At 59.3% G+C, this 20446-nt stretch carries 16 protein-coding genes; 15 read left to right on the top strand and 1 reads right to left on the bottom strand.

Features of this window, described 5'->3' with window-relative positions; translation table 11 throughout:
• Positions 1-175: 175 nt before the first annotated feature.
• The 6 genes from H7698_RS14910 (at position 176) to H7698_RS14885 (ending at position 6305) form a co-directional block, all read left to right on the top strand.
• Positions 176-2029 (top strand): ABC transporter ATP-binding protein, encoded by a 1854-nt coding sequence (locus H7698_RS14910; protein ID WP_162439048.1) that lies wholly within the window; start codon positions 176-178, stop codon positions 2027-2029.
• A 108-nt stretch (positions 2030-2137) separates the two neighbouring features.
• Complete coding sequence (locus tag H7698_RS14905) at positions 2138-2869, top strand: carbon-nitrogen hydrolase family protein (RefSeq protein WP_194691897.1); 732 nt, start codon at positions 2138-2140, stop codon at positions 2867-2869.
• Between the two features lie 116 nt (positions 2870-2985).
• The gene (locus tag H7698_RS14900) at positions 2986-3702 is read left to right on the top strand and encodes a class I SAM-dependent methyltransferase (protein WP_194691896.1); all 717 of its coding nucleotides are present in this window, start codon (positions 2986-2988) and stop codon (positions 3700-3702) included.
• Positions 3703-3965: 263 nt separating this feature from the next.
• Complete coding sequence (locus H7698_RS14895) at positions 3966-5408, top strand: ATPase domain-containing protein (RefSeq protein WP_194692223.1); 1443 nt, start codon at positions 3966-3968, stop codon at positions 5406-5408.
• Between the two features lie 23 nt (positions 5409-5431).
• On the top strand, positions 5432-5794 hold the full coding sequence (locus H7698_RS14890) for a response regulator (protein WP_162439052.1): 363 nt from the start codon (positions 5432-5434) through the stop codon (positions 5792-5794).
• A 199-nt stretch (positions 5795-5993) separates the two neighbouring features.
• Complete coding sequence (locus H7698_RS14885; RefSeq protein WP_194691895.1) at positions 5994-6305, top strand: cupin; 312 nt, start codon at positions 5994-5996, stop codon at positions 6303-6305.
• Between the two features lie 90 nt (positions 6306-6395).
• Here H7698_RS14885 and H7698_RS14880 read toward each other — a convergent pair whose 3' ends face one another.
• Positions 6396-7355 (bottom strand): LysR family transcriptional regulator, encoded by a 960-nt coding sequence (locus H7698_RS14880; protein WP_194691894.1) that lies wholly within the window; start codon positions 7353-7355, stop codon positions 6396-6398.
• A gap of 154 nt (positions 7356-7509) precedes the next feature.
• On the opposite strand from H7698_RS14880, the gene H7698_RS14875 reads away from it, so the two are divergent.
• The 9 genes from H7698_RS14875 (at position 7510) to capA (ending at position 20412) form a co-directional block, all read left to right on the top strand.
• Positions 7510-8703, top strand: coding sequence for an MFS transporter (locus H7698_RS14875; RefSeq protein WP_194691893.1), 1194 nt, complete (start codon positions 7510-7512; stop codon positions 8701-8703).
• Positions 8704-8814: 111 nt separating this feature from the next.
• On the top strand, positions 8815-9567 hold the full coding sequence (gene hutC / locus H7698_RS14870; protein ID WP_162439056.1) for a histidine utilization repressor: 753 nt from the start codon (positions 8815-8817) through the stop codon (positions 9565-9567).
• A gap of 395 nt (positions 9568-9962) precedes the next feature.
• Positions 9963-11642, top strand: a complete 1680-nt coding sequence (gene hutU, locus H7698_RS14865; RefSeq protein ID WP_194691892.1) for a urocanate hydratase — start codon at positions 9963-9965, stop codon at positions 11640-11642.
• Between the two features lie 260 nt (positions 11643-11902).
• Complete coding sequence (locus H7698_RS14860) at positions 11903-13069, top strand: CaiB/BaiF CoA transferase family protein (protein ID WP_194691891.1); 1167 nt, start codon at positions 11903-11905, stop codon at positions 13067-13069.
• On the top strand, positions 13059-14201 hold the full coding sequence (locus tag H7698_RS14855) for an acyl-CoA dehydrogenase family protein (protein WP_194691890.1): 1143 nt from the start codon (positions 13059-13061) through the stop codon (positions 14199-14201). The genes H7698_RS14860 and H7698_RS14855 overlap by 11 nt, the downstream gene beginning before the upstream one ends.
• Before the next feature lie 96 nt (positions 14202-14297).
• On the top strand, positions 14298-15719 hold the full coding sequence (locus tag H7698_RS14850) for a purine-cytosine permease family protein (protein ID WP_194691889.1): 1422 nt from the start codon (positions 14298-14300) through the stop codon (positions 15717-15719).
• 78 nt (positions 15720-15797) lie between these two features.
• A complete protein-coding gene (locus H7698_RS14845) occupies positions 15798-16406 on the top strand; it encodes a TetR/AcrR family transcriptional regulator (protein WP_194691888.1) in 609 nt (202 codons plus the stop codon).
• Positions 16407-16538: 132 nt separating this feature from the next.
• A complete protein-coding gene (capB, locus tag H7698_RS14840) occupies positions 16539-18284 on the top strand; it encodes a caprolactamase subunit beta (protein ID WP_194691887.1) in 1746 nt (581 codons plus the stop codon).
• 37 nt (positions 18285-18321) lie between these two features.
• Positions 18322-20412, top strand: coding sequence for a caprolactamase subunit alpha (capA, locus tag H7698_RS14835; protein WP_194691886.1), 2091 nt, complete (start codon positions 18322-18324; stop codon positions 20410-20412).
• Positions 20413-20446: the final 34 nt, after the last annotated feature.

Genomic DNA, 20446 nt, shown 5'->3' with positions numbered 1-20446 from the left:
CCTGATCTTCATCGCAATGCCGGTGCCACGTAAAATGGCGCCGGCATGCCCCCGTCACTCTCTTTAGTGTCGGGTCAAAAACAGCGTCGCGATTTGCCCTCCTCTGACCAGCAAAATCCTCAAAGCAACCGTTCAATGGCAGAATCCCCTTAACTTGATCGTTTTGGAGACCACCATGCTTCGGGCATTTGAACGAAGACTCGACCCTTTTCCGCCTGACGAGGTACCCCCGCCACCCGACGGCCTGGCGCGATTCCTGTGGGCCTGCACCCGAGGCGCACGCGGCTATATCCTTGCGTTTGCGCTGCTCAGTGCCGGCGTGTCGATCTACGAAGCCTGGTTGTTTTCCTTCCTCGGTCAGGTCGTGGACCTGCTTTCGACCTGGCAGGCAGGCGGCGATGCGGCGGCGCAGGAAAGCCGCGTGCTGTGGGGCATGGGCATCGTCATGGTGGCCAGCGTCGGGCTAGTGGCGTTGCGCACCATGGTGCAACACCAGATATTGGCGATCAATTTGCCGTTGCGGCTGCGCTGGGACTTCCATCGCCTGATGCTGCGGCAAAGCCTTTCGTTTTTTTCCGATGAGTTTTCCGGCCGGGTCACGACCAAGGTAATGCAGACGGCGCTGGCGGTGCGCGACGTGCTCTTCACCCTGATCGAAATCGCCCCCGGGATCGGCGTGTACTTCATCGCCATCATCGCCCTGGCCGGCGGCTTCGCCCTGAAACTGATGCTGCCCTTCGTGGCGTGGGTCGCGTTGTTCGGGCTGGCCATGGTGTATTTCGTGCCCCGCCTGGGGAAAGTCGGGCAGGAACAGGCCAATGCCCGATCGATGATGACCGGGCGTATCTCGGACGCCTACACCAACATCACGACGGTGAAGCTGTTCTCCCATTCCAATCGAGAAGCGCACTTCGCGCGCGCTGCGATGGAGGACTTCAAGCAAACCGGCTTTCGCCAGATGCGCCTGGTCAGCCAGTTCGAGATCGTCAACCAGGCCTTGGTGGTGGCGCTGATCATGGCCGCCGGCGGTTATGCCCTGTGGCTCTGGCACCAGGGCGACGTCGGCGCCGGTGCCGTGGCGGCCATCACTGCCATGGCGTTGCGTATCAACGGCATGTCGCACTGGATCATGTGGCAAATGACCTCGCTGTTCGAGAGCATTGGCACCGTCCAGGATGGCATGGCCACCCTGACCCAGGGTGCCAAGGTGCAGGACGCGCCAAACGCCGGTGTGCTGGTGCCCGCTGGCGGCGCGGTGACCTTCGACAACGTCGGTTTCAACTACAACGGTGAACGCCAGGTGCTCGATGGCCTGACCCTGAACATCCGCCCGGGCGAAAAAATCGGCCTGGTCGGCCGTTCCGGCGCCGGCAAATCCACACTCATCAACCTGCTGCTGCGTTTCTACGACGTGGACAGCGGCGAGATTCGTATCGATGGTCAAAACATCGCTCACGTGACGCAAGACAGCCTGCGCAGCGCCATCGGCATGGTCACTCAGGACACCTCCCTCCTGCACCGTTCCATTCGTGACAACATCGCCTACGGCCGCCCGGATGCGACCGACGCGCAGATCCACATGGCCGCGAAAAATGCCCAGGCCGATGGGTTCATCAGCCAACTGAGCGACCGCCAGGGCCATACCGGCTATGACACCCTGGTGGGTGAGCGCGGCATCAAGCTCTCGGGCGGCCAGCGTCAACGCGTCGCCATCGCCCGGGTGATGCTCAAGAACGCCCCGATCCTCTTGCTGGACGAGGCCACCAGCGCGCTGGATTCGGAAGTCGAAGTGGCCATTCAGGAAAGCCTCGATGAAATGATGCAGGGCAAGACCGTCATCGCCATCGCCCATCGGCTGTCAACGATCGCGGCCATGGATCGGCTGATTGTCATGGATGACGGACGCATCATCGAACAAGGTACCCACGCCGAACTGCTGCGCAAAAACGGCACCTACGCGCGGCTGTGGCACCATCAGAGCGGTGGGTTTCTGGGCGAGGATCAGGGTGTGGCTGAAGCGATGGAGTAGCCATGAATGGCCGGTGCTGGAGTGACGTCATCCAGCACGGCCTATCGAAAGCCCCAGGATGAGCGAGTCAGAAAACCTTAACCCCAACACAAGGACGCGAGACTGGATATGAAGCTGATTGCTGCGCAAATACGTTCAACACCCGGCGACATCGAAAAAAATATCGCCAGACACCTTGATGTCATTCACCTGGCTGCGCGCCAAGGTGCCAATCTGCTGCTCTTTCCCGAGCTCTCTGTCACCGGTTACGAGCCAAGGCTGGCGGAGACTCTGGCAGTCCACCCGAGCGATGACCGTTTTGATGAGTTCCAGGTGTTGAGCGATCGATACGGCATGCTCATCGCAGTGGGCGCACCGACAAAGGGGCTCCAAGGCACCGAGATCAGCATGATTGCCTTCCAGCCAGGGCTGGCGCGCACGGCCTACTCAAAACAGCAACTGCACGCCGACGAACTTCCGTTCTTCACCCCGGGCACTAAAGGGTGTGTGTTTGAGCATGCCAACACAGTCCTGGCACCCGCCATCTGCTATGAGTCATTGCAATTGAGCCATGCCGAACATGCAGCCAAGTCCGGCGCTCAGGTCTATCTGGCGAGTGTGGCCAAGTCCGAGAGAGGCGTTAAGTCGGGGTACAGTCATTATCCAATGATTGCCAGGAAGCTCTCCATGACAGTGCTGATGGCCAACTGTGTAGGCGCCGCCGACGACTATATTGGCGCCGGCCAGTCGGCCGTCTGGAACCGTGACGGCGAACTCGTTTGCAGCCTCGACGCCACCCAGGAAGCATTGGTTGCATACGACCTGCAGACTGGAGAAGCCAGCATTTTCAGCTTGGCTTGAACGCCAGGAACAGCTCAACGTCCTGCATTCCGCACAGGAATGCAGGGCATGAAATTATTGAATTTTTGTTATCCCACTGGGTGGCGTAGCTTGATTTGAGGACATGGAGAACCGCCTTGAAATCAACCACGCTCAACTCCGCTGAAAAATTTGATACCTCTCGCGCCAACGAGTACGGACGACAAAGCCGTATTGCACTCGCCGGTTACGACGCCTGCCAGGACTTGGCCGCGTGCATGCTGGCAGCAAGCCTGGGCACGACAACTGGGGCCAAGATACTGGTCATCGGCGCTGGCGGTACGGCGCAGGAAATCATTGCAATGGCCAAGCTCGAACCCGGTTGGCGCTTCACTGCCGTTGACCCTTCGGAGCCCATGCTGGAGGCAGCGAAGCAGCAGCTAGCCGCCAACAACCTGCTGGATAAAACCGACCTGCATCTTGGGCATGTTGAAGACCTGCCCGCCGACGAGTCATACGACGCAGCCACCCTGATCGGTGTCCTTCATCATCTCGACGGGGATGAAGCGAAACGACAGATTCTGCGATCCATTCGGGCTCATCTAAAGCCGGGTGCGCCGCTGATTGTCGCGGGGAATCAATACGCTTATGCCAGCCAGCCGCTACTGTTGGCTGCCTGGGGTCAGCGGTGGCGCCAGCACGGTGCGAGCGCGGATGAAGTAAAGGCCAAGCTGGGGAAAATCCTGCAAGGCGCTGACCCTCCGCATTCCGAGGCGGCCGTTCAGAAGCTGCTGCATGAGTGTGGATTCGGGGACGCTACCCGGTTTTTCAGCAGCTTGTTTTGGGGGGCTTGGTTGGTGTGTAAGACGGGTTGAAAAAAGAAATTGAAGTGTGCATTTGGTGAATATTTTCTGGTGCCCAGGTAGCTGCCAATCGTCGAACGTACGGCCTGGGTCGTTTTCTGCCTCTCGCGACTGGCAGATAACGGCCAAAAGCAGGCGCTCGTGAGCATCTCTTACGACACCAAGAGTGCGATGTCGCTCCAGCTTTTCACTCAACCTGAATGGCTCCGCAGCAGAATTGGCGTTAGCATTCCATTAACTTAGTATAAATAGATTGTTTTTCGGATCAGGGTCGCATTGTGGAAAAGCTAAAACGCCTTCAAAGCGGAATAGAAGGGCTCGATGCTCTGCTCAAGGGCGGGCTGGTCGAGGGGGCTTCATACATAATCCAGGGGCGTCCGGGGTCTGGAAAAACCATCCTCGCGAACCAGCTTGGGTTTCATCATGCGAATAACGGGGGGCGGGTTCTGGTCGCCACCCTGTTGGCTGAATCGCATGACCGTCTTTTTCAGTTTCTTTCTACCCTTAGCTTTTTCGACTCATCTAAGGTCGGCGTCGAAATTCAGTTTGTCAGTGCTTTTGACACCTTGGAAAACGAAGGCCTGGATGAGGTGGTGAAGCTGCTTCGGCGCGAAATAAGCCGCCAGAAAGCCACGGTGATGGTCGTAGATGGTTTGCTCAATGCGCGGTCGAAAGCTGATTCGCCCATCGATACCAAGAAATTCATTTCAGAGCTGCAAGGTCATGCTGCTTTCGCTGGTTGCACAGTGCTGTTTCTTACCAGCTCCCGCCTCGACGATGGCAGTCCTGAGCACACCATGGTTGACGGCGTGATTGAGATGGGTGAGGAGCTATATGGCACTCGTTCGGTGCGTCGAATTCAGCTTCGTAAAACTCGCGGCAGCCCCGCAATGACGGGTCTTCACGAGTGTGAAATAACCGAAAATGGCTTGGTGGTTTACCCACGACTTGAAAGTCTCTACAGCCACCCGTCGTCCCCCGACAGCGCCGACATGACCCGTATCGCCAGTGGAATTAAATCACTGGACGACATCTTGGGCGGAGGCTTGCACAGTTCCAGTGTGACTCTGGTAATAGGCCCGTCCGGGATTGGTAAAACAACACTGGGCCTCAAATTTCTGGCTGAGTCGACTGTAGAGGCGCCGGGCCTACATTTTGGTTTCTACGAAAGCCCACAAAGATTGCGACTCAAAGGCCAATCCCTGGGTATCGATATCAAAAAAATGGAAGACAGCGGCGCCCTGAGCATTGCCTGGCAGCCTACTACTGAGGGATTGCTGGATGGGTTGGGTGCACGACTGCTGAGTCTTGTTGAAGAAAAGGGCATCAAGCGCCTGTTCATCGATAGCCTTAGTGGTATGACGCGAGTCTCGACAAATCCGGCGCGGATTAATGACTTCTTCAGCGCTTTGATGAACGAACTGCGATCCAGGGGCGTTACGGTATTTGCCTCTTGGGAAATGCGCGATCTTTTTGGCTCCGAAGTCAGCGCACCGAACTCTGATCTGTCCAGTATCGTCGACAACCTTATGCTCATGCGGTTCTCTGAGAATCAGTCTGAACTAAGCAGGACGCTTTCCATTCTTAAGGTACGAGACAGCTCTTACGACGCTTCGCGCTTCGAGGTCGTCATTCGTGATCAAGACGTTTTCCTGAAAAAGGCTTCAAGACATGAACCATCAGTCCTCGCTGAGTCATCGCCCGGTTCAACATCTTAAGCCTTTGTGCGGATTGAATTAACATGACAACCATCCTGGTCGTCGACGACGAGTATTTGATCGCTGACATTCTCAGCTTCGCGCTGGAGGATGAAGGGTTCATGGTGGTAACGGCGAGTAATGGTCGAAAAGGACTTGAGGTGCTGGATAGAGAACGGCCTGCCTTGGTCATTACCGACTTTATGATGCCGGTCATGGACGGCCTGGAATTCGCCACAGCTGTCCGAGCCCTTCCTTCCAACCATCATTTGCCGATCATCTTGATGAGCGGTGCTCAGGCGCACATCGGTATGCAGAGATCGGACCTGTTTGATGCGGTGTTGCCAAAGCCATTCGACATTGACTTGATGATTGCCGAAGTTAGAAAGCTACTATCTTCGAAATAGTCAACAATACTTCGATGCAGACGATGAGCCGAGAGCGATCCCTTTCAAGCGGCTGTTTTTGGCCGATATCAGCCGGTCAACAAGCCTGCAATCCGGCCAGAAGCCGACATTCAGTCCAGGCCTCTTTTCGGTCAGCAGTGGACGACTAACGATTCTGATAGATTGCTACCGATTCACTCTCTGTCGAGAAACACCACCCATGAAGGTTATTCGCAGCAAGGATTTCACCGCCTCTCGCGCTTGGGGGGCTCACGACATAGCGAACATGGATGGAACCACCGTCCGCCTCCACTGGACCGACCAGCCCTACAAATGGCACGTCAATGACGGTGAGGAGGTTTTCGCAGTCCTCGACGGCACGGTTGATATGCACTATCGCGAGTCAGGCATTGAACGGGTCGTGACATTGGAGGTAGGCGACGTGTTTTTCGCAGGGGTTGGATGTGAACATGTTGCGCATCCTCGTGGCGAAGCGCGGATTCTGGTTATTGAACGAGAGGAAAGCGTTTAAGTTGCCTTGGCTTTACCAGCGCTCTGACAGATCGATCAGGATCGATAGCGGGTGTTGGCGACTGGCCAATGACTGCCATTGGCGAGCGTCTCAAAGTTTCACAATCATGTCGGGGCGACAACCCTGGTGTTGCCCCGTTTGAATCTGCTCTAAACCTGCGGCTAGCGCCTCCAGCAAAGCACCGACTTTCGCAAGTCGCTCACGGCCCTTTGGCCACACCAGATTGATCGCCTGTCCATCGGTTGCCCGATCCGGGAGGACTTCAACCAGCGTGCCCTCTTCAAGCTGGCGCTTGATCAACCACGTAGGCAACTGCGCGATACCGCACCCCGCCGACACCGCGATCACCAGACCTTCTCCATCGCCCACCACGAGGTTTGCAGGTACGACCCGGCGTTCAATCTCGCCTGGGTTGCTCCCGGAAAAACTCCAGGGGTGGACGCTGCCATCTGCCCAGCCGTAGGCGATGCACTGGTGATGGTCCAGATCGCGATCCGTCATGGGCGTGCCGTATTTGCTCAGGTACTCAGGCGACGCACAGAACACATGCCATTCGTTGCCCAGGAAGCGATGCCCCAACGTGGCAGGCCATAGGGGCGAGCCACCGATGCGTACGACGATATCGAGGCCTTCTTCGGCGGGGTCGATGAGACGGTCTGAAAACGAAATGTGCGGGAGCAGCAGTCCGTGTTCTTGGGCAAACTGCAAAATGACGGGAAGTGCCTGCAAACGGCCAAAAGCCCCTGGCAGGCCGATGCGAACCCTGCCACGAAGCTCGGTGTTTTCGGCGTGCAGCGACAGCTCGGCTTCTTCCAGATCGGCCAGCACACCCGTGCAGGTTCGATAGAAGGCAACGCCCGCATCCGTCAGTGACAAGCTTCTCGTTGTGCGGTGAAACAACCGACTGCCAAGCCGGCTCTCCAATCGAGCGATGCCTTTGCTGACGGCCGACGCGGTCAGGTTCATCCGCTCGGCAGCCGCCTTGAAGCTGCCGAAATCGGCTACGCAGACGAATACATCAATGCCCTTTAATCGCTCAGAGGAAAACATAAACGTTCCATACTCATGAATTCAGTTCCGATCATTTGATAAAAAACGTCACTAATCAGAACAGCATTCCCCAGTAAGCTTGATTCCTGCGGATCTATCAACGCTACGCTGCCCGCAACTGCCCTGAAACCACCTGCTCAATGACGAGGCAAGGATGCTCACCACGCTAAAAAACTACCCGGCAGCGATCAAATTGCTGCTGTCGGCGTCTTTTGTATTGACCCTGGCGCGAGCGATCACCCTGCCCTATCTGGTCATCTACCTTTCCAGCAGTTTTGGCTTGAGCGTCGCCGATATCGGCCTGGTCATTGGCAGCACGTTGATCATTGGATCGCTGCTGAGTCTGTACGGTGGTTTTCTGGTCGACAAGATGTCCAGTTACCGGCTCATCCTGGGCTTCAGCGTTGCATTCACACTGGGTTTTCTCGGGACGTTTTTTGCGCGCGATCTTTGGCTGTTCTACGGCTGCCTGGTGTTGATCAACCTGGCTTACGCGGTCATTGAAATCGCGGTCAAATCCGGCTTTGGCAGCCTGCTGGCGGTGAATGATCGCAGCGAAGTGTTCTCGATCAAATACACATTGACCAACGTCGGCTATGCCGTCGGCCCGTTTCTTGGCGCCGGCTTGGCGAAACTGGATATCGGTTTACCGTTCCTTCTATCTGCGGGGCTGGGTGCAGGGTTCTGTGGGGTCTATTTCTTTCGGGGCAATACAGGCGTGACTGCAATCGATGCAGCACAACAACCCGCCCCCTTCCTGGCCGTGGGAAAGCTGCTGCTCAAGGACTATCGGCTGGTGTGTTTCACCCTTGGAGGGTTGCTCACCGCCGTGGTGTTTGGCCAGTTCACGGCGTATCTCTCGCAGTACCTGGTGGTCACAACGACGCCTGAAACCACTTACCAGATCATCAGCGCCGTGGTGGCGACCAATGCGCTGATGGTGATTGCCCTGCAGTACGCCATCGGCAGACGGATCTCCCAACGACACCTGAATCTGTGGCTGGCGGCAGGGCTCAGTCTGTTCATGGCCGGCGTGGCAGGCTTTGCCCTGTCGACCACGCTTTTGCTCTGGGTCCTGTCCATGGCGATTTTCACTGTCGGCGAGATCATCGTGTTCCCGGCCGAATACATGTTCATCGACCGAATCGCACCCGATCATCTGCGCGGCATGTACTACGGCGCACAAAACCTCTCCAACCTTGGCGCAGCGCTCGGCCCGGTGCTGTGCGGCATCGTTCTGGCCAGCTACCCGCCCCCCTTTATCTTCTACATGCTCGCCCTCTTTATCGTGGCGGGTGGTGTGTTTTACTTTTTGGGGGCTTCCCATTCGAAGAAGGCAACGGGGTGACATTGCCCTCCTCAAGTCGACGCCAGGTCTGCGCATAGGCGTATCACCGTTAGCTGAGTAAACTAGCCCGCATGCTTGTCGGAGCAATTCTTTTTCACATCAGGAATCAACGTGGCCAAATCTATTGAGGAAACTGCATCCCTCGAGTCCTTCTCTCTCGAGAGCCCCTCGCCTCTGTATGCGCGGGTCAAGCAAATCATCATGCAGAAGATTCGCTCCGGTGCCTGGCTGCCCAATTCCAAGCTCCCGTCTGAAAGCGAACTGCTGAATCTGCTGGGCGTGAGTCGCATGACCATCAACCGGGCCCTGCGGGAGTTGACCATCGAGGGCTCGCTGGTGCGGATGCAAGGCGTCGGCACTTTTGTGGCGGAGCCCAAGGGGCATGCGGCGCTTTTCGAGATTCACAACATCGCGGAAGAGATTGAAGCTCGCGGTCATGAGCATCGCTGCGAAGTGATCGTGCTCGAGGAAATGCCCGAGCGTGCACGTGCGTCGATGCCCTTTCCGCTCGAGGGGGTCAAGCGTTTGTTCCACTCGGTGGTGGTGCACCACGAGAACGGTGTGCCGGTGCAGATCGAAGAACGCTTCGTCAATGCCGAGGTGGCACCAGCCTATCTGCAGCAGGACTTCACCCAAGTCACGCCCTACGCCTACCTGATCCAGTTGGCGCCACTGACCGAAGGCGAGCATGTGGTCGAATCGATCCACGCCAAAGCCGCGGAGTGCAAACTGCTGCAGATCAAACGCTATGAGCCGTGCCTGTTGATTCGCCGTCGGACGTGGGCGGCGAAGGGTCAGGTGGGCTGCGCCCGTCTGGTTTATCCCGGCTCGCGTTATCGCCTGGAAGGCAAATTCGGTAACTGATTCACTGATCGAGCGGCCCCCGCCTGCCGCTCGACATGCTTTTTGTTGCACCTTCCCTCCTGACACTGTTACTGCCACCGGCCCGAGTGGTAGAAAAGTGACATTTCGCGGCTGATCGCGCACCAAAGTGTTACCTAACACTCATCCTTCCCATACAAAATCATCAAAGTTGCAACAGGATTTTGAAGCCTCCTCTTATCAGACTTATTTTTTCCTGTTTTTTATCTATTTGATTTAAATCATATTTCTCTTTTCTTCAGGCTCCGATGACTAACATCATTCCAGGTTCTGGCCCTTCACTTGCATTCACTTGTACATACAGGTTGGTATAAGCGCATATGTACATGCGTGTAGTGTAGCTACCGACCCTCTAATCACTGCCTGAGAAGATGACCATGACCACCAAGACCACCCGCTTCCGTGACGTTGAAATCCGTGCCGCCCGCGGTAACACGCTGACCGCCAAAAGCTGGCTGACTGAAGCGCCGCTGCGCATGTTGATGAACAACCTCGACCCGGAAGTCGCCGAGAACCCTAAAGAACTGGTGGTTTACGGTGGTATCGGTCGTGCGGCACGTAACTGGGAATGCTACGACAAGATCGTCGAAAGCCTGACCAACCTGAACGACGACGAGACCCTGCTGGTGCAATCCGGCAAGCCGGTCGGCGTGTTCAAGACCCACACCAATGCCCCGCGCGTACTGATCGCCAACTCCAACCTGGTGCCGCACTGGGCGAGCTGGGAGCACTTCAACGAACTCGACGCGAAAGGCCTGGCCATGTACGGCCAGATGACCGCCGGCAGCTGGATCTACATCGGCAGCCAGGGCATCGTCCAGGGCACCTACGAAACCTTCGTCGAAGCCGGTCGCCAGCATTACAACGATGACTTGAAAGGTCGCTGGGTCCTGACCGCAGGCCTCGGCGGCATGGGCGGCGCTCAGCCCCTGGCCGCAACACTGGCCGGTGCCTGCTCGCTGAACATTGAATGCCAGCAGGTCAGCATCGATTTCCGCCTGAACAGCCGCTACGTCGACGAGCAAGCCAAAGACCTCGACGACGCCCTGGCGCGCATCGACAAATACACCAAGGAAGGCAAAGCGATTTCCATCGCGCTGCTGGGTAACGCCGCTGAGATCCTGCCGGAACTGGTCAAGCGCGGCGTGCGCCCGGACATGGTCACCGACCAGACCAGCGCCCACGACCCGCTCAACGGCTACCTGCCCGCCGGCTGGACCTGGGACGAATACCGCGCCCGCGCCAAGACCGAGCCGGCTGCCGTGGTGAAAGCCGCCAAGCAATCGATGGCCGTGCACGTTAAAGCGATGCTCGCCTTCCAGAAAATGGGCATTCCGACCTTCGACTACGGCAACAACATCCGTCAGATGGCGCAGGAAGAAGGCGTGGAAAACGCGTTCGATTTCCCGGGTTTCGTACCGGCCTACATCCGCCCGTTGTTCTGCCGTGGCATCGGCCCGTTCCGCTGGGCGGCACTGTCGGGCGATCCGCAAGACATCTACAAAACCGACGCCAAGGTCAAAGAACTGATCCCGGACGACGCGCACCTGCACAACTGGCTGGACATGGCCCGCGAGCGCATCAGCTTCCAGGGCCTGCCGGCGCGTATCTGCTGGGTCGGCCTGGGCCTGCGCGCCAAGCTGGGGCTGGCGTTCAACGAAATGGTGCGCAGCGGTGAGCTGTCCGCGCCGATCGTCATCGGCCGTGACCACCTGGACTCCGGTTCCGTGGCCAGCCCGAACCGTGAAACCGAGTCGATGCAGGACGGTTCCGACGCCGTGTCCGACTGGCCACTGCTCAACGCCCTGCTCAACACCGCAAGCGGCGCGACCTGGGTGTCGCTGCACCATGGCGGCGGTGTCGGCATGGGCTTCTCCCAGCACTCGGGCATGGTGATCGTCTGCGACGGCACCGACGAAGCGGCCGAACGTATCGCTCGCGTGCTGCACAACGACCCGGCGACCGGGGTCATGCGCCACGCCGATGCGGGCTACCAGATCGCGATCGACTGCGCCAAGGAACAAGGCCTGAATTTGCCGATGATTACCGGCAAATAAACAACCCGTGTAGCAGCTGCCGCAGGCTGCGTTAAGGGCCGAAGGACCTTCATCTGATTCTGGAATGCGGGGATCGCTTCGCAACCCGACGCAGCCTTCGGCAGCTGCTACAGGGATGCCCCTGTAGGAGCAAAGCTTGCTCGCGATGAACGATAACGCGGTGTATCAGATACGCCGCCATCGCGAGCAAGCTCGGCTCCTACAGAAAAGCAAACCTGAAAAAACAGAATCACCCGCCGCTTTTCCGAGGAGTCTGCAACATGACCAGCAGCCCGTTTACCCAACAGTTACAGGGCGTTCGCGTCCTGGACCTGAGCCGCGTGTTGGCCGGTCCGCATTGCACGGCAATGCTCGCGGACCTGGGTGCCGATGTCATCAAATTCGAAGTGCCGGGGCACGGTGACGACAGCCGTCACCTGGGTCCCTTCAAGGACGGCGAAAGCGTTTATTTCGGCCTGATCAACCGCGGCAAACGCAGTGTCGAAATGGACTTCAAGTCCACCGATGACCTGGCCCGGCTCTATGAACTGGTCCGTGACGCCGACGTTGTCGTGGAAAACTTTCGCCCCGGCGTGACCCAGCGCCTGGGCATCGACTTCGACACGCTCAAGCACTACAACCCCAAGCTGATCTACGCGAGTATTTCCGGCTTCGGTCAGCACGGCCCACTGTCGGCCAACCCCGCCTACGACATCGTTGCCCAGGCGATGTCAGGGCTGATGAGCGTCACCGGTTTTGCCGAGACAGGACCGACACGCTGCGGCGAAGCCATCGGCGATCTATGCGCTGGCGTGTATGCGGCCTGGGCAATCAGCTCGGCGCTGTTTGCGCGCGAACGCCATGCACCGGGCGCGCAATACATCGACGTCGCGATGTTCGATGTGCTGTTCAGCCTGCAGATGACCGGCCTGTCCAACCTGTTCGCCAACGGTGTCGCCCCCGGTCTGGTCGGCAACCGCCACCCGGTGTCGACGCCCTTCGACACCTACCGCGCAGCCGATGGCCAGGTCGTCATTGCCGTGGCCAGCAACAAGTTGTTCCTGCGCCTTTGCCAATGCCTGGGCAAGCCGGAACTGGCGAGTGACCCGCGCTATGCCGACGACCCGCAAAGAACGCAGAACGAGCCTGCACTGCGAGCTGAAATCGAAATATGGACGCGCCAACTGAGCGTCGAACAGGTCTGCGACGTCCTGCTGGATGCCGGCGTGCCCTCCTCTCCCGTGTGGAACCTTGCCCAGGCCGCCGACAGCGAACAGGCACAAGTCCGTCAACTGCTGGTTCGACCAGAAGGCGCAACGCAGCCGCTGGTGCCACAACCGGTTTTCTTCAATGGCCACAAACCCCATGCCCTCACCCTCGCCCCTCGCCTGGGCGCAGACAACGCGGCATTCGGACTGCAAAAACAGGAGCTTTCCCATGAACTTTGAATTGGATCAGGTCGAACTGGCCGTCGTTGAAACCGTCGAAAAACTCGCCCGGGAGGTGATCCAGCCCCGAGCCCAGCATTACGACGAAACCGAAACCTTCTGCGCCGAAAGCCTGCAGGCGCTGGCCGAGTTGGGCGGCTTGAGTATCAACCTGCCTGAGGCCTACGGCGGATTGGGCATCGGCAGCCTGGCCATGAGCCGCGTGGTGGAAGCCGTGGCCGGCGCGTGCGCCTCGACCGCCTCGGCACTCACCGCGCATTTTCTGGCCACCGATTCGATTCTGATCGGCGGCACCGAAGCGCAGAAACAGGAATGGCTACCCCGTGCCGCCAGCGGTGAATTGCTCGGCGCCTTTGCCCTGACCGAACCCGCCGCCGGCTCCAACCCCGCCGACATGCGTTGCCGTGCACAACGCGAAGACGGCGGCTGGAGAATACGCGGCAGCAAGCATTACATCACCAACGCCCGCGAGGCGGGTTTCATCGTGATGTACGCCAAGACCGACGCAGACGCCGGGCACAAGGGCATCAGCGCCTTCATGATTCCCCAGGGCACCGCGGGCATCAGCTTCTCCAGACCGGAGAAAACCATGGGGCTGCGCGGCAGTACGATCTATGAACTGGCCCTGGACTGCTGGTTGCCCGAGTCGGCCTTGCTCGGCAGCGAAGGCGCCGGTTTCAACACCGCGATGGCCGTGCTCGATCGCGGCCGGGTCGAAGTCGCCGCCATGTCGCTGGGCATCGCCAACGCCGCACTGCAAGCCAGTTTGAACTGGGTTCGCGAACGGCAGATCGGGCCCAAGCCGCTGGCCGCCTATCAGGGCACGCAATGGCGCCTGGCGGATATGTACGCGCAGCTGGAAGCCGCCCGCATGCTCACCTGGAAAGCCGCCGCGCGCCGCGACAGCGGTGAACGCTTCAGCCTGGATTCGGCGACCGCCAAACTGGTGGCCGCCGAATGTGCCGGCTTCGTCACGGACGCCGCGCTCCAGTTGCATGGCGGCTATGGCTACATCCGCGATCTGCCGCTGGAGCGCTATGTGCGCGATGCGCGGATCCTGCGGATTTTCGAAGGGACCTCGGAAGTACAAAAAATCATTATTTCGCGAAGTCTGCTCGACGCCCAGCGCTAACCGAGCGAAAAACCGGGGCCTGTCCTGCAGGCCTCCTCCTTAACGCCTCAATCACGAGAAGGCTGTCGTATCCGACGACGCCCGAGAGGAACCGCCATGTCCGCCTCCAAAGAAAGTGCGCAGCGCAAGACGTATATAGAACGGCGATCCATTGATTACATCCCCGAGTCCGAGCGTCATGGTCGACTGCTCAGCCAGTTCACACTGTGGTTCGGTGCCAACCTGCAGGTCACGGCTGTCGTCACCGGGGCGCTGGCCGTGGTGTTGGGCGGCGACGTGTTCTGGTCGCTGATCGGCCTGTTGATCGGGCAACTGCTGGGCGGCGCGATCATGGCGCTGCACGCCGCACAGGGCCCGCAGTTGGGTCTGCCACAGATGATCTCCAGTCGGGTGCAGTTCGGGGTCTATGGCGCGGTCATTCCCATCGTCCTTGCGTGCCTGATGTATGTGGGGTTTTCGGCCAGCGGTTCGGTGCTCGCGGGCCAGGCGATCAGCCAGCTGGCCGACGTCAGTGATGCCACCGGGATTCTGATTTTCGCGGCAATGATCGTTGTGCTGACCGTGCTCGGCTACCGGACCATCCATTTGATCGGACGGTTGTCGAGCCTGATTGGCGTGGTGTCTTTTCTCTATCTGTTCTACCGGTTGATGTCGGTCCATGACATCGGCGAACTGCTGGGTAATCGGCATTTTTCGCTGAGCAGTTTTCTGCTGGCGATTTCGCTGTCGGCGTCCTGGCAGATCGCATTCGGCCCCTACGTGGCGGACTATTCACGCTACCTGCCGAGGAAGACTTCAGCCCTGAAAACCTTTCTGGCCGTGGGGCTGGGATCCGTCATCGGCACACAGATCTCGATGGTCTTTGGCGTGTTCGTCGCGGCCCTGGCAGGGGATCAGTTTGCCGGGCATGAGGTCTCGTACATTGTTGGAATGGGAGCAAGCGGGGTGGTGGCTTCGCTGCTGTTCTGCAGCATTGTGCTCGGCAAGGTCACCATCACCACCCTCAACGCCTACGGCAGCTTCATGTCACTGGCGACGATTGTCAGCGGCTTTCGCGGGAACCAGGAAATCTCCACCACCCTGCGAATGGTCTACATCCTGTTCATGGTCGGTCTCGCGACCGCGCTCGCACTGCTGGGCAGGCATACATTCCTGCATGACTTCTCCGCTTTCATACTCTTCCTGCTGGCCTTTTTCACCCCGTGGAGCGCGATCAACCTGGTCGACTTCTACCTGGTGACCAAGGAACGCTACGACATCCCCGCGCTGTCCGACCCAAATGGCCGTTATGGGCGCTGGAACGTGCCCGGTATTGCGGTCTACACCCTCGGAGTGATGATTCAGATGCCGTTCATTGCGACCAGTTTCTACACCGGCCCCTTGGTCGAAACGCTAGGCGGCACCGATATTTCATGGGTCATCGGCCTGACTGTCCCCGCCCTGGTTTACTACTGGGTGGCACGCGGTTCGCGGCAACGGATTCCCGCTCGACTGATCCTTCCGCAGGAAACCCTCTGATCCTTTTCACCACAGGGCGGCTCCGCGCCGCCCCTGTTCCTGCCACGCCTCGATCGCCCTTTACTTGACGGGTTCACCATGCTTGCAGTCAACGCCTCAGCCCATTCGCAACCCACGGCTCGTGACCGGCTCAATGAGGCCGCGATCGAACTGTTCGCCACACGCGGTTTTCAGGCCATCGGCTTGCGCGATCTGGCAGGCCACATGGGGCTGCAGGCCGGCTCCCTGTATCACCACATCGACAATAAACAGGGCTTGTTGTTCGAGCTCATCGAGTCGGCCTTATCGGACTTGCTCGTCCTGACGAAGCGCCGCATGAAAGGCGCCAGGACGCCGTGCGAACGCCTGCGTCGTTTTGTTCAGGCGTTTGTTGCGTTCAACCTGAAGGAAAAGCACCGCCTGGTCCTGGTCACCCGTGAGTTCGTGAACCTCAACGACGAGCACAAACAGCAGGCCGACGCATTGAAACAGGCGTACCGCAGGCTGTTGAGCGACATCATCGGCGATGAATATGGCGTGACGGATACCCGCGACGGTGAGGTCTGCCTGATCACCCATGCAGTGATCGGCCTGCTGTACGGCCATTTGCAGTGGTACGAGGGGCAGACGACCGAACGACAACTGATGGAAGTCCTCGAAAACTGCGTCCTGTGCATCATTGCCAGCGGCCAGCAGAAGACTCGCTAAGAGGTGCACTCAGAATCAACAATCAGTGCACTTTGCGCCAAGCCATTCACCCGCTCGAACGCGTAGTTTTGTGCCGTGGGTTAGACGTTCGTCCTGACCTTCACCTGATAACAACAAGATTTCTGGTGACCCATGAGCACAGTAGATCCGATCACCCTGGCCGTCGTGCGAGGCGCGCTCGAAACCGCGCAGCGCGAAATGACCATCACCCTTGAAAAAACCGGTCGTTCGAGCGTTTTCAATCTCGCTCACGACTATTCGAATGCGCTCTTCGACCACTTTCCGGAAATGATCCTGCAAGGTCAGGACATCCCTATTCATCTCGGATCACTGATTCCGGCAATGAAATGCGTCGCCGGTTTCTTCGGTGACGACGTCCAGGAAGGCGATGTGATTTATCACAATGACCCCGCCTACATGGGCAGCCATATCCTCGACTGCTGCATGTACAAACCAGTGTTCTACCAGGGTGAGCTGGTGTTCTGGGCCGTCTGCAAAGGCCATCTGACAGACATCGGCGGCCCTGTGCCGGCGGGCTACAACCCCGACGCGAAGGAAATTTACGCGGAAGGTCTGCGCATTCCGCCTGTGAAACTGTGGTCGCAAGGGAAGCGCCGTGAGGACGTGATCAATCTGCTGCTGACCAACATGCGCGCCCGCGCCTACCAGGAAGGCGACCTCAACGCTCAGTACGGCGCCTGCAACGTCGGTGAGCGGCACTTGCTCGAGCTGCTTGATCGCTATGGCGTGGAACAGGTGCGCGCGTGCATCGCCGAGTTGAAAGACATGGCGGACCGTCACATGCGCGCCTTGTTGCGTGACGTCCCGGATGGCGTCTACACCGGCACCGCAGTGCTTGAAGACTCGGGCCACGGCCTGGGTGAATTATCGATCACGGCCCAGGTGGAAATTCGCGGTGATGAGGCGCACATCCTGATCGAGAGCCCGCCGCAGGTGCCCTACTTCATCAACTCGTACGCGGGCAACTCGGTGTCCGGGGTGTACCTGGGGTTGATGATGTTTGCCCAGGTGCCGCCGCCCTACAACGAAGGCCTGTACCGTTGCGTGTCGGTCGATCTCGGCCCGCCGGGCACGTTGTGCAATGCCCAGGAACCCGCGCCACACGTCAACAGCACCACCACACCGATGGAAACCCTGGCCGATGCCGTGCGTCAGGCGCTGGAACAGGCGGCACCGGATCGCGTAACGGCCTCCTGGGGCCACGCCAGCGGCATCAACATTGCCGGCCATGACCCGCGCAATAGCAACGACGAGTACGTGACCATGGTGCTCGCATCGATCATCTCCGGTGCCGGCGCGAACAAGGCCATGGACGGATGGCCGGCCTGCGGTCCGCTGTGTTGTTTCGGTGCGCTGATGTCTGGCGATATCGAGTTGCTGGAGTACGCCTATCCGATCCTCATTCACCGCTACAGCCTGATGACCGACAGCGGCGGCGCGGGGGAATTTCGCGGCGGTTCGGGGACTCGTCTCGAGATCGAACCCTTGAACCATCCGATGACCGTGGTGGGTTTTGGTGAGGGTCGGCAACTGCCGACGTCGGGGGCCGCGGGCGCGACCAATGTCATGCTCGAGCCCAAGCTGGGCCGGCTGATTCACCGCAAACACGACGGCGAAGAACAGCACTTTATCTACAACGCGCAACTCACGGCGCAACCGGGGGAACGGGTCATCAACGTCAACCCGGGGGGCGGGGGCTATGGCAACCCATTGCTGCGCCCGATTGCCAGTGTGCTGGACGACGTGCGCAACGGCCTGGTGTCCCTTGAAGGCGCCCGCCTGGAGTACGGCGTGGTGATCGACAGCAATGGCCAGGTCGACGACGTGGCGACGCGCGCCTGCCGTACCACGCACTGATCGACCCCGCCCCTTTGAGCCATTTGGAACCTTCATCATGACCAAGCAACAATATCGTCTGGGCATAGACGCCGGCGGCACCTTCACCGATTTCATCCTGGCGGATCGCAGCGGCAACGTGCAGCTGTTCAAGGCGCCCTCGACACCTCAGGACGGCACGATCGCGATCCGTAACGGCCTGGCGCAAATCGCCGATGCCATCGGGCGCACGCCCGCCGAAATCATTGGCGACTGCGACCTGTGCATCAACGGCACCACCGTGGCCCTCAACGCGCTGATCGAAAAAACCGGTGTAAAGGTGGGCCTGCTGTGTACCGATGGGCACGAAGACAGCCTGGAAATCCGCCTGGGCCACAAGGAAGACGGGCATCGCTACGACGCCAGTTACCCACCCGCCTACATGCTGGTGCCACGACACCTGCGACGGCCCATTCGCGGCCGGATCATCAGCGACGGCAGTGAATACTCGCCGCTCGATGAACAGGCGATTCGCGACGCGATCGAATATTTCCGCGAGCAGGACGTCAAGGCCGTGGCCATCTCGTTCGTCTGGTCGGTGCGCAACCCGAGTCACGAACAGCGCGCCGCCGAGATGGTACGAGCGGCGCTGCCGGGTGTGTTCGTCTGTACCGGCAACGAAGTGTTCCCGCAAATCCGCGAGTACACCCGCACCTCGACCACTGTGGTCAACGCTTACCTGAGCCCGGTCATGGGCCGCTACATCGAACGGATCGACGCCTTGTTCGAAGAGCTCGGTGCGCAGCAACCTACCCGTTACTTTCAATCCAACGGAGGACTGGCTCCTGGCGTAGTGATGCGCGAACGGGCGGTCAATGCCATCAATTCCGGCCCGGCTTCCGCACCGCAAGCCGGGTTATGTGTCGCGCAGCCGTTCGGCATCGACAACGTGATCACCGTGGACATGGGCGGCACCTCGTTCGACATCACCCTCAGCAAGTCGGGACGCACCAACTTCAGCAAGGACACTGACTTCCTGCGCTATCGCATCGGCGTGCCGATGATTCAGGTCGAAACCCTCGGTGCCGGCGGCGGCTCGATTGCCTTCATCGATGACTTCGGCATGCTCCAGGTCGGTCCGCGCAGTGCCGGTGCCAACCCAGGGCCGGTGTGCTACGGCAAGGGCGGCACCGAGCCCACCGTCACCGACGCCAACCTCGCCCTCGGCTACCTGGCCGACGGCGCGCTGCTGGGCGGGAGCATCCGGCTTGATCGCAAGGCGGCCATCGAGGCGATCCAGCGCAAAATCGCCGAGCCTTTGGGTATCAGCGTAGAGCGCGCAGCCATTGGCATCATCACCCTGGTGAACCTGAACATGGTCAGCGGTATCCGGCGGGTGTCTGTAGAACGCGGCTACGACCCTCGGGATTTCGCCCTGATCGGCGCGGGTGGCGCCGCGGGCATGCATGTCATGCGTCTGGCCGAGGAGATCGGCAGCCAGGTGGTGCTGATCCCGAAAGTGGCGTCGGGACTGTGCGCCTACGGGCAGATTCTGTCGGACATTCGTTACGACCAGTTGACCACCCTGCCGATGCGCCTTGACGACGAACTGGTCGACCTGCCCCTGCTCAATCAGACGTTGCATGACCTGCGCAAACGCGGCATGGGCAACTTGCGAGAAGACGGTTTCGGCGCTGAAAACAATGTCGAGTGCCTCTACAACCTTGAGATTCGCTACCTCGGCCAGATTCACGAATGCAGCGTCGAACTGACCTGCGCCCCACTGGATCAGGCCGGCCTGCTCACTCTGCGCGAGGCATTCCATACGCGGCACAAAGCGCTGTTTTCCTACAGTGAGCCAGACAGCCCGGTGGAACTGGTCAACCTCGAGTGCTCGGTGATTGCTCGCCTGCAACGCCCGCCCATGCCTGAACTGCCGCCACCTGACGAGGATGTTGTACCCCGCGCCAGCGGTTATCGGTCGATGCTGTTCAGCGCTCAATCGGACTGGCAGCAGACTCCGGTGTACGACGGTGATCGGTTGCAATCCGGGCAGACGGTCAAGGGCCCTTGCGTGATTGAAGAATCGACGACCAACATCGTCGTGCCACCCGGCTGGCAGGCAATGCTGGCGCCGTCGGCCACGTACCGGCTGACGCCTGGTGATTGACCGTCCGTAAGCATTGGCAAATGATGGCAACCCC

It is taken from the genome of Pseudomonas sp. p50(2008) (genome assembly GCF_015351605.1).
In the GTDB taxonomy this organism is placed as follows: Bacteria; Pseudomonadota; Gammaproteobacteria; order Pseudomonadales; family Pseudomonadaceae; genus Aquipseudomonas.
The sequence above is the reverse complement of the archived record's forward strand: the minus strand, read 5'-3'. Positions and strand labels throughout refer to the sequence as shown.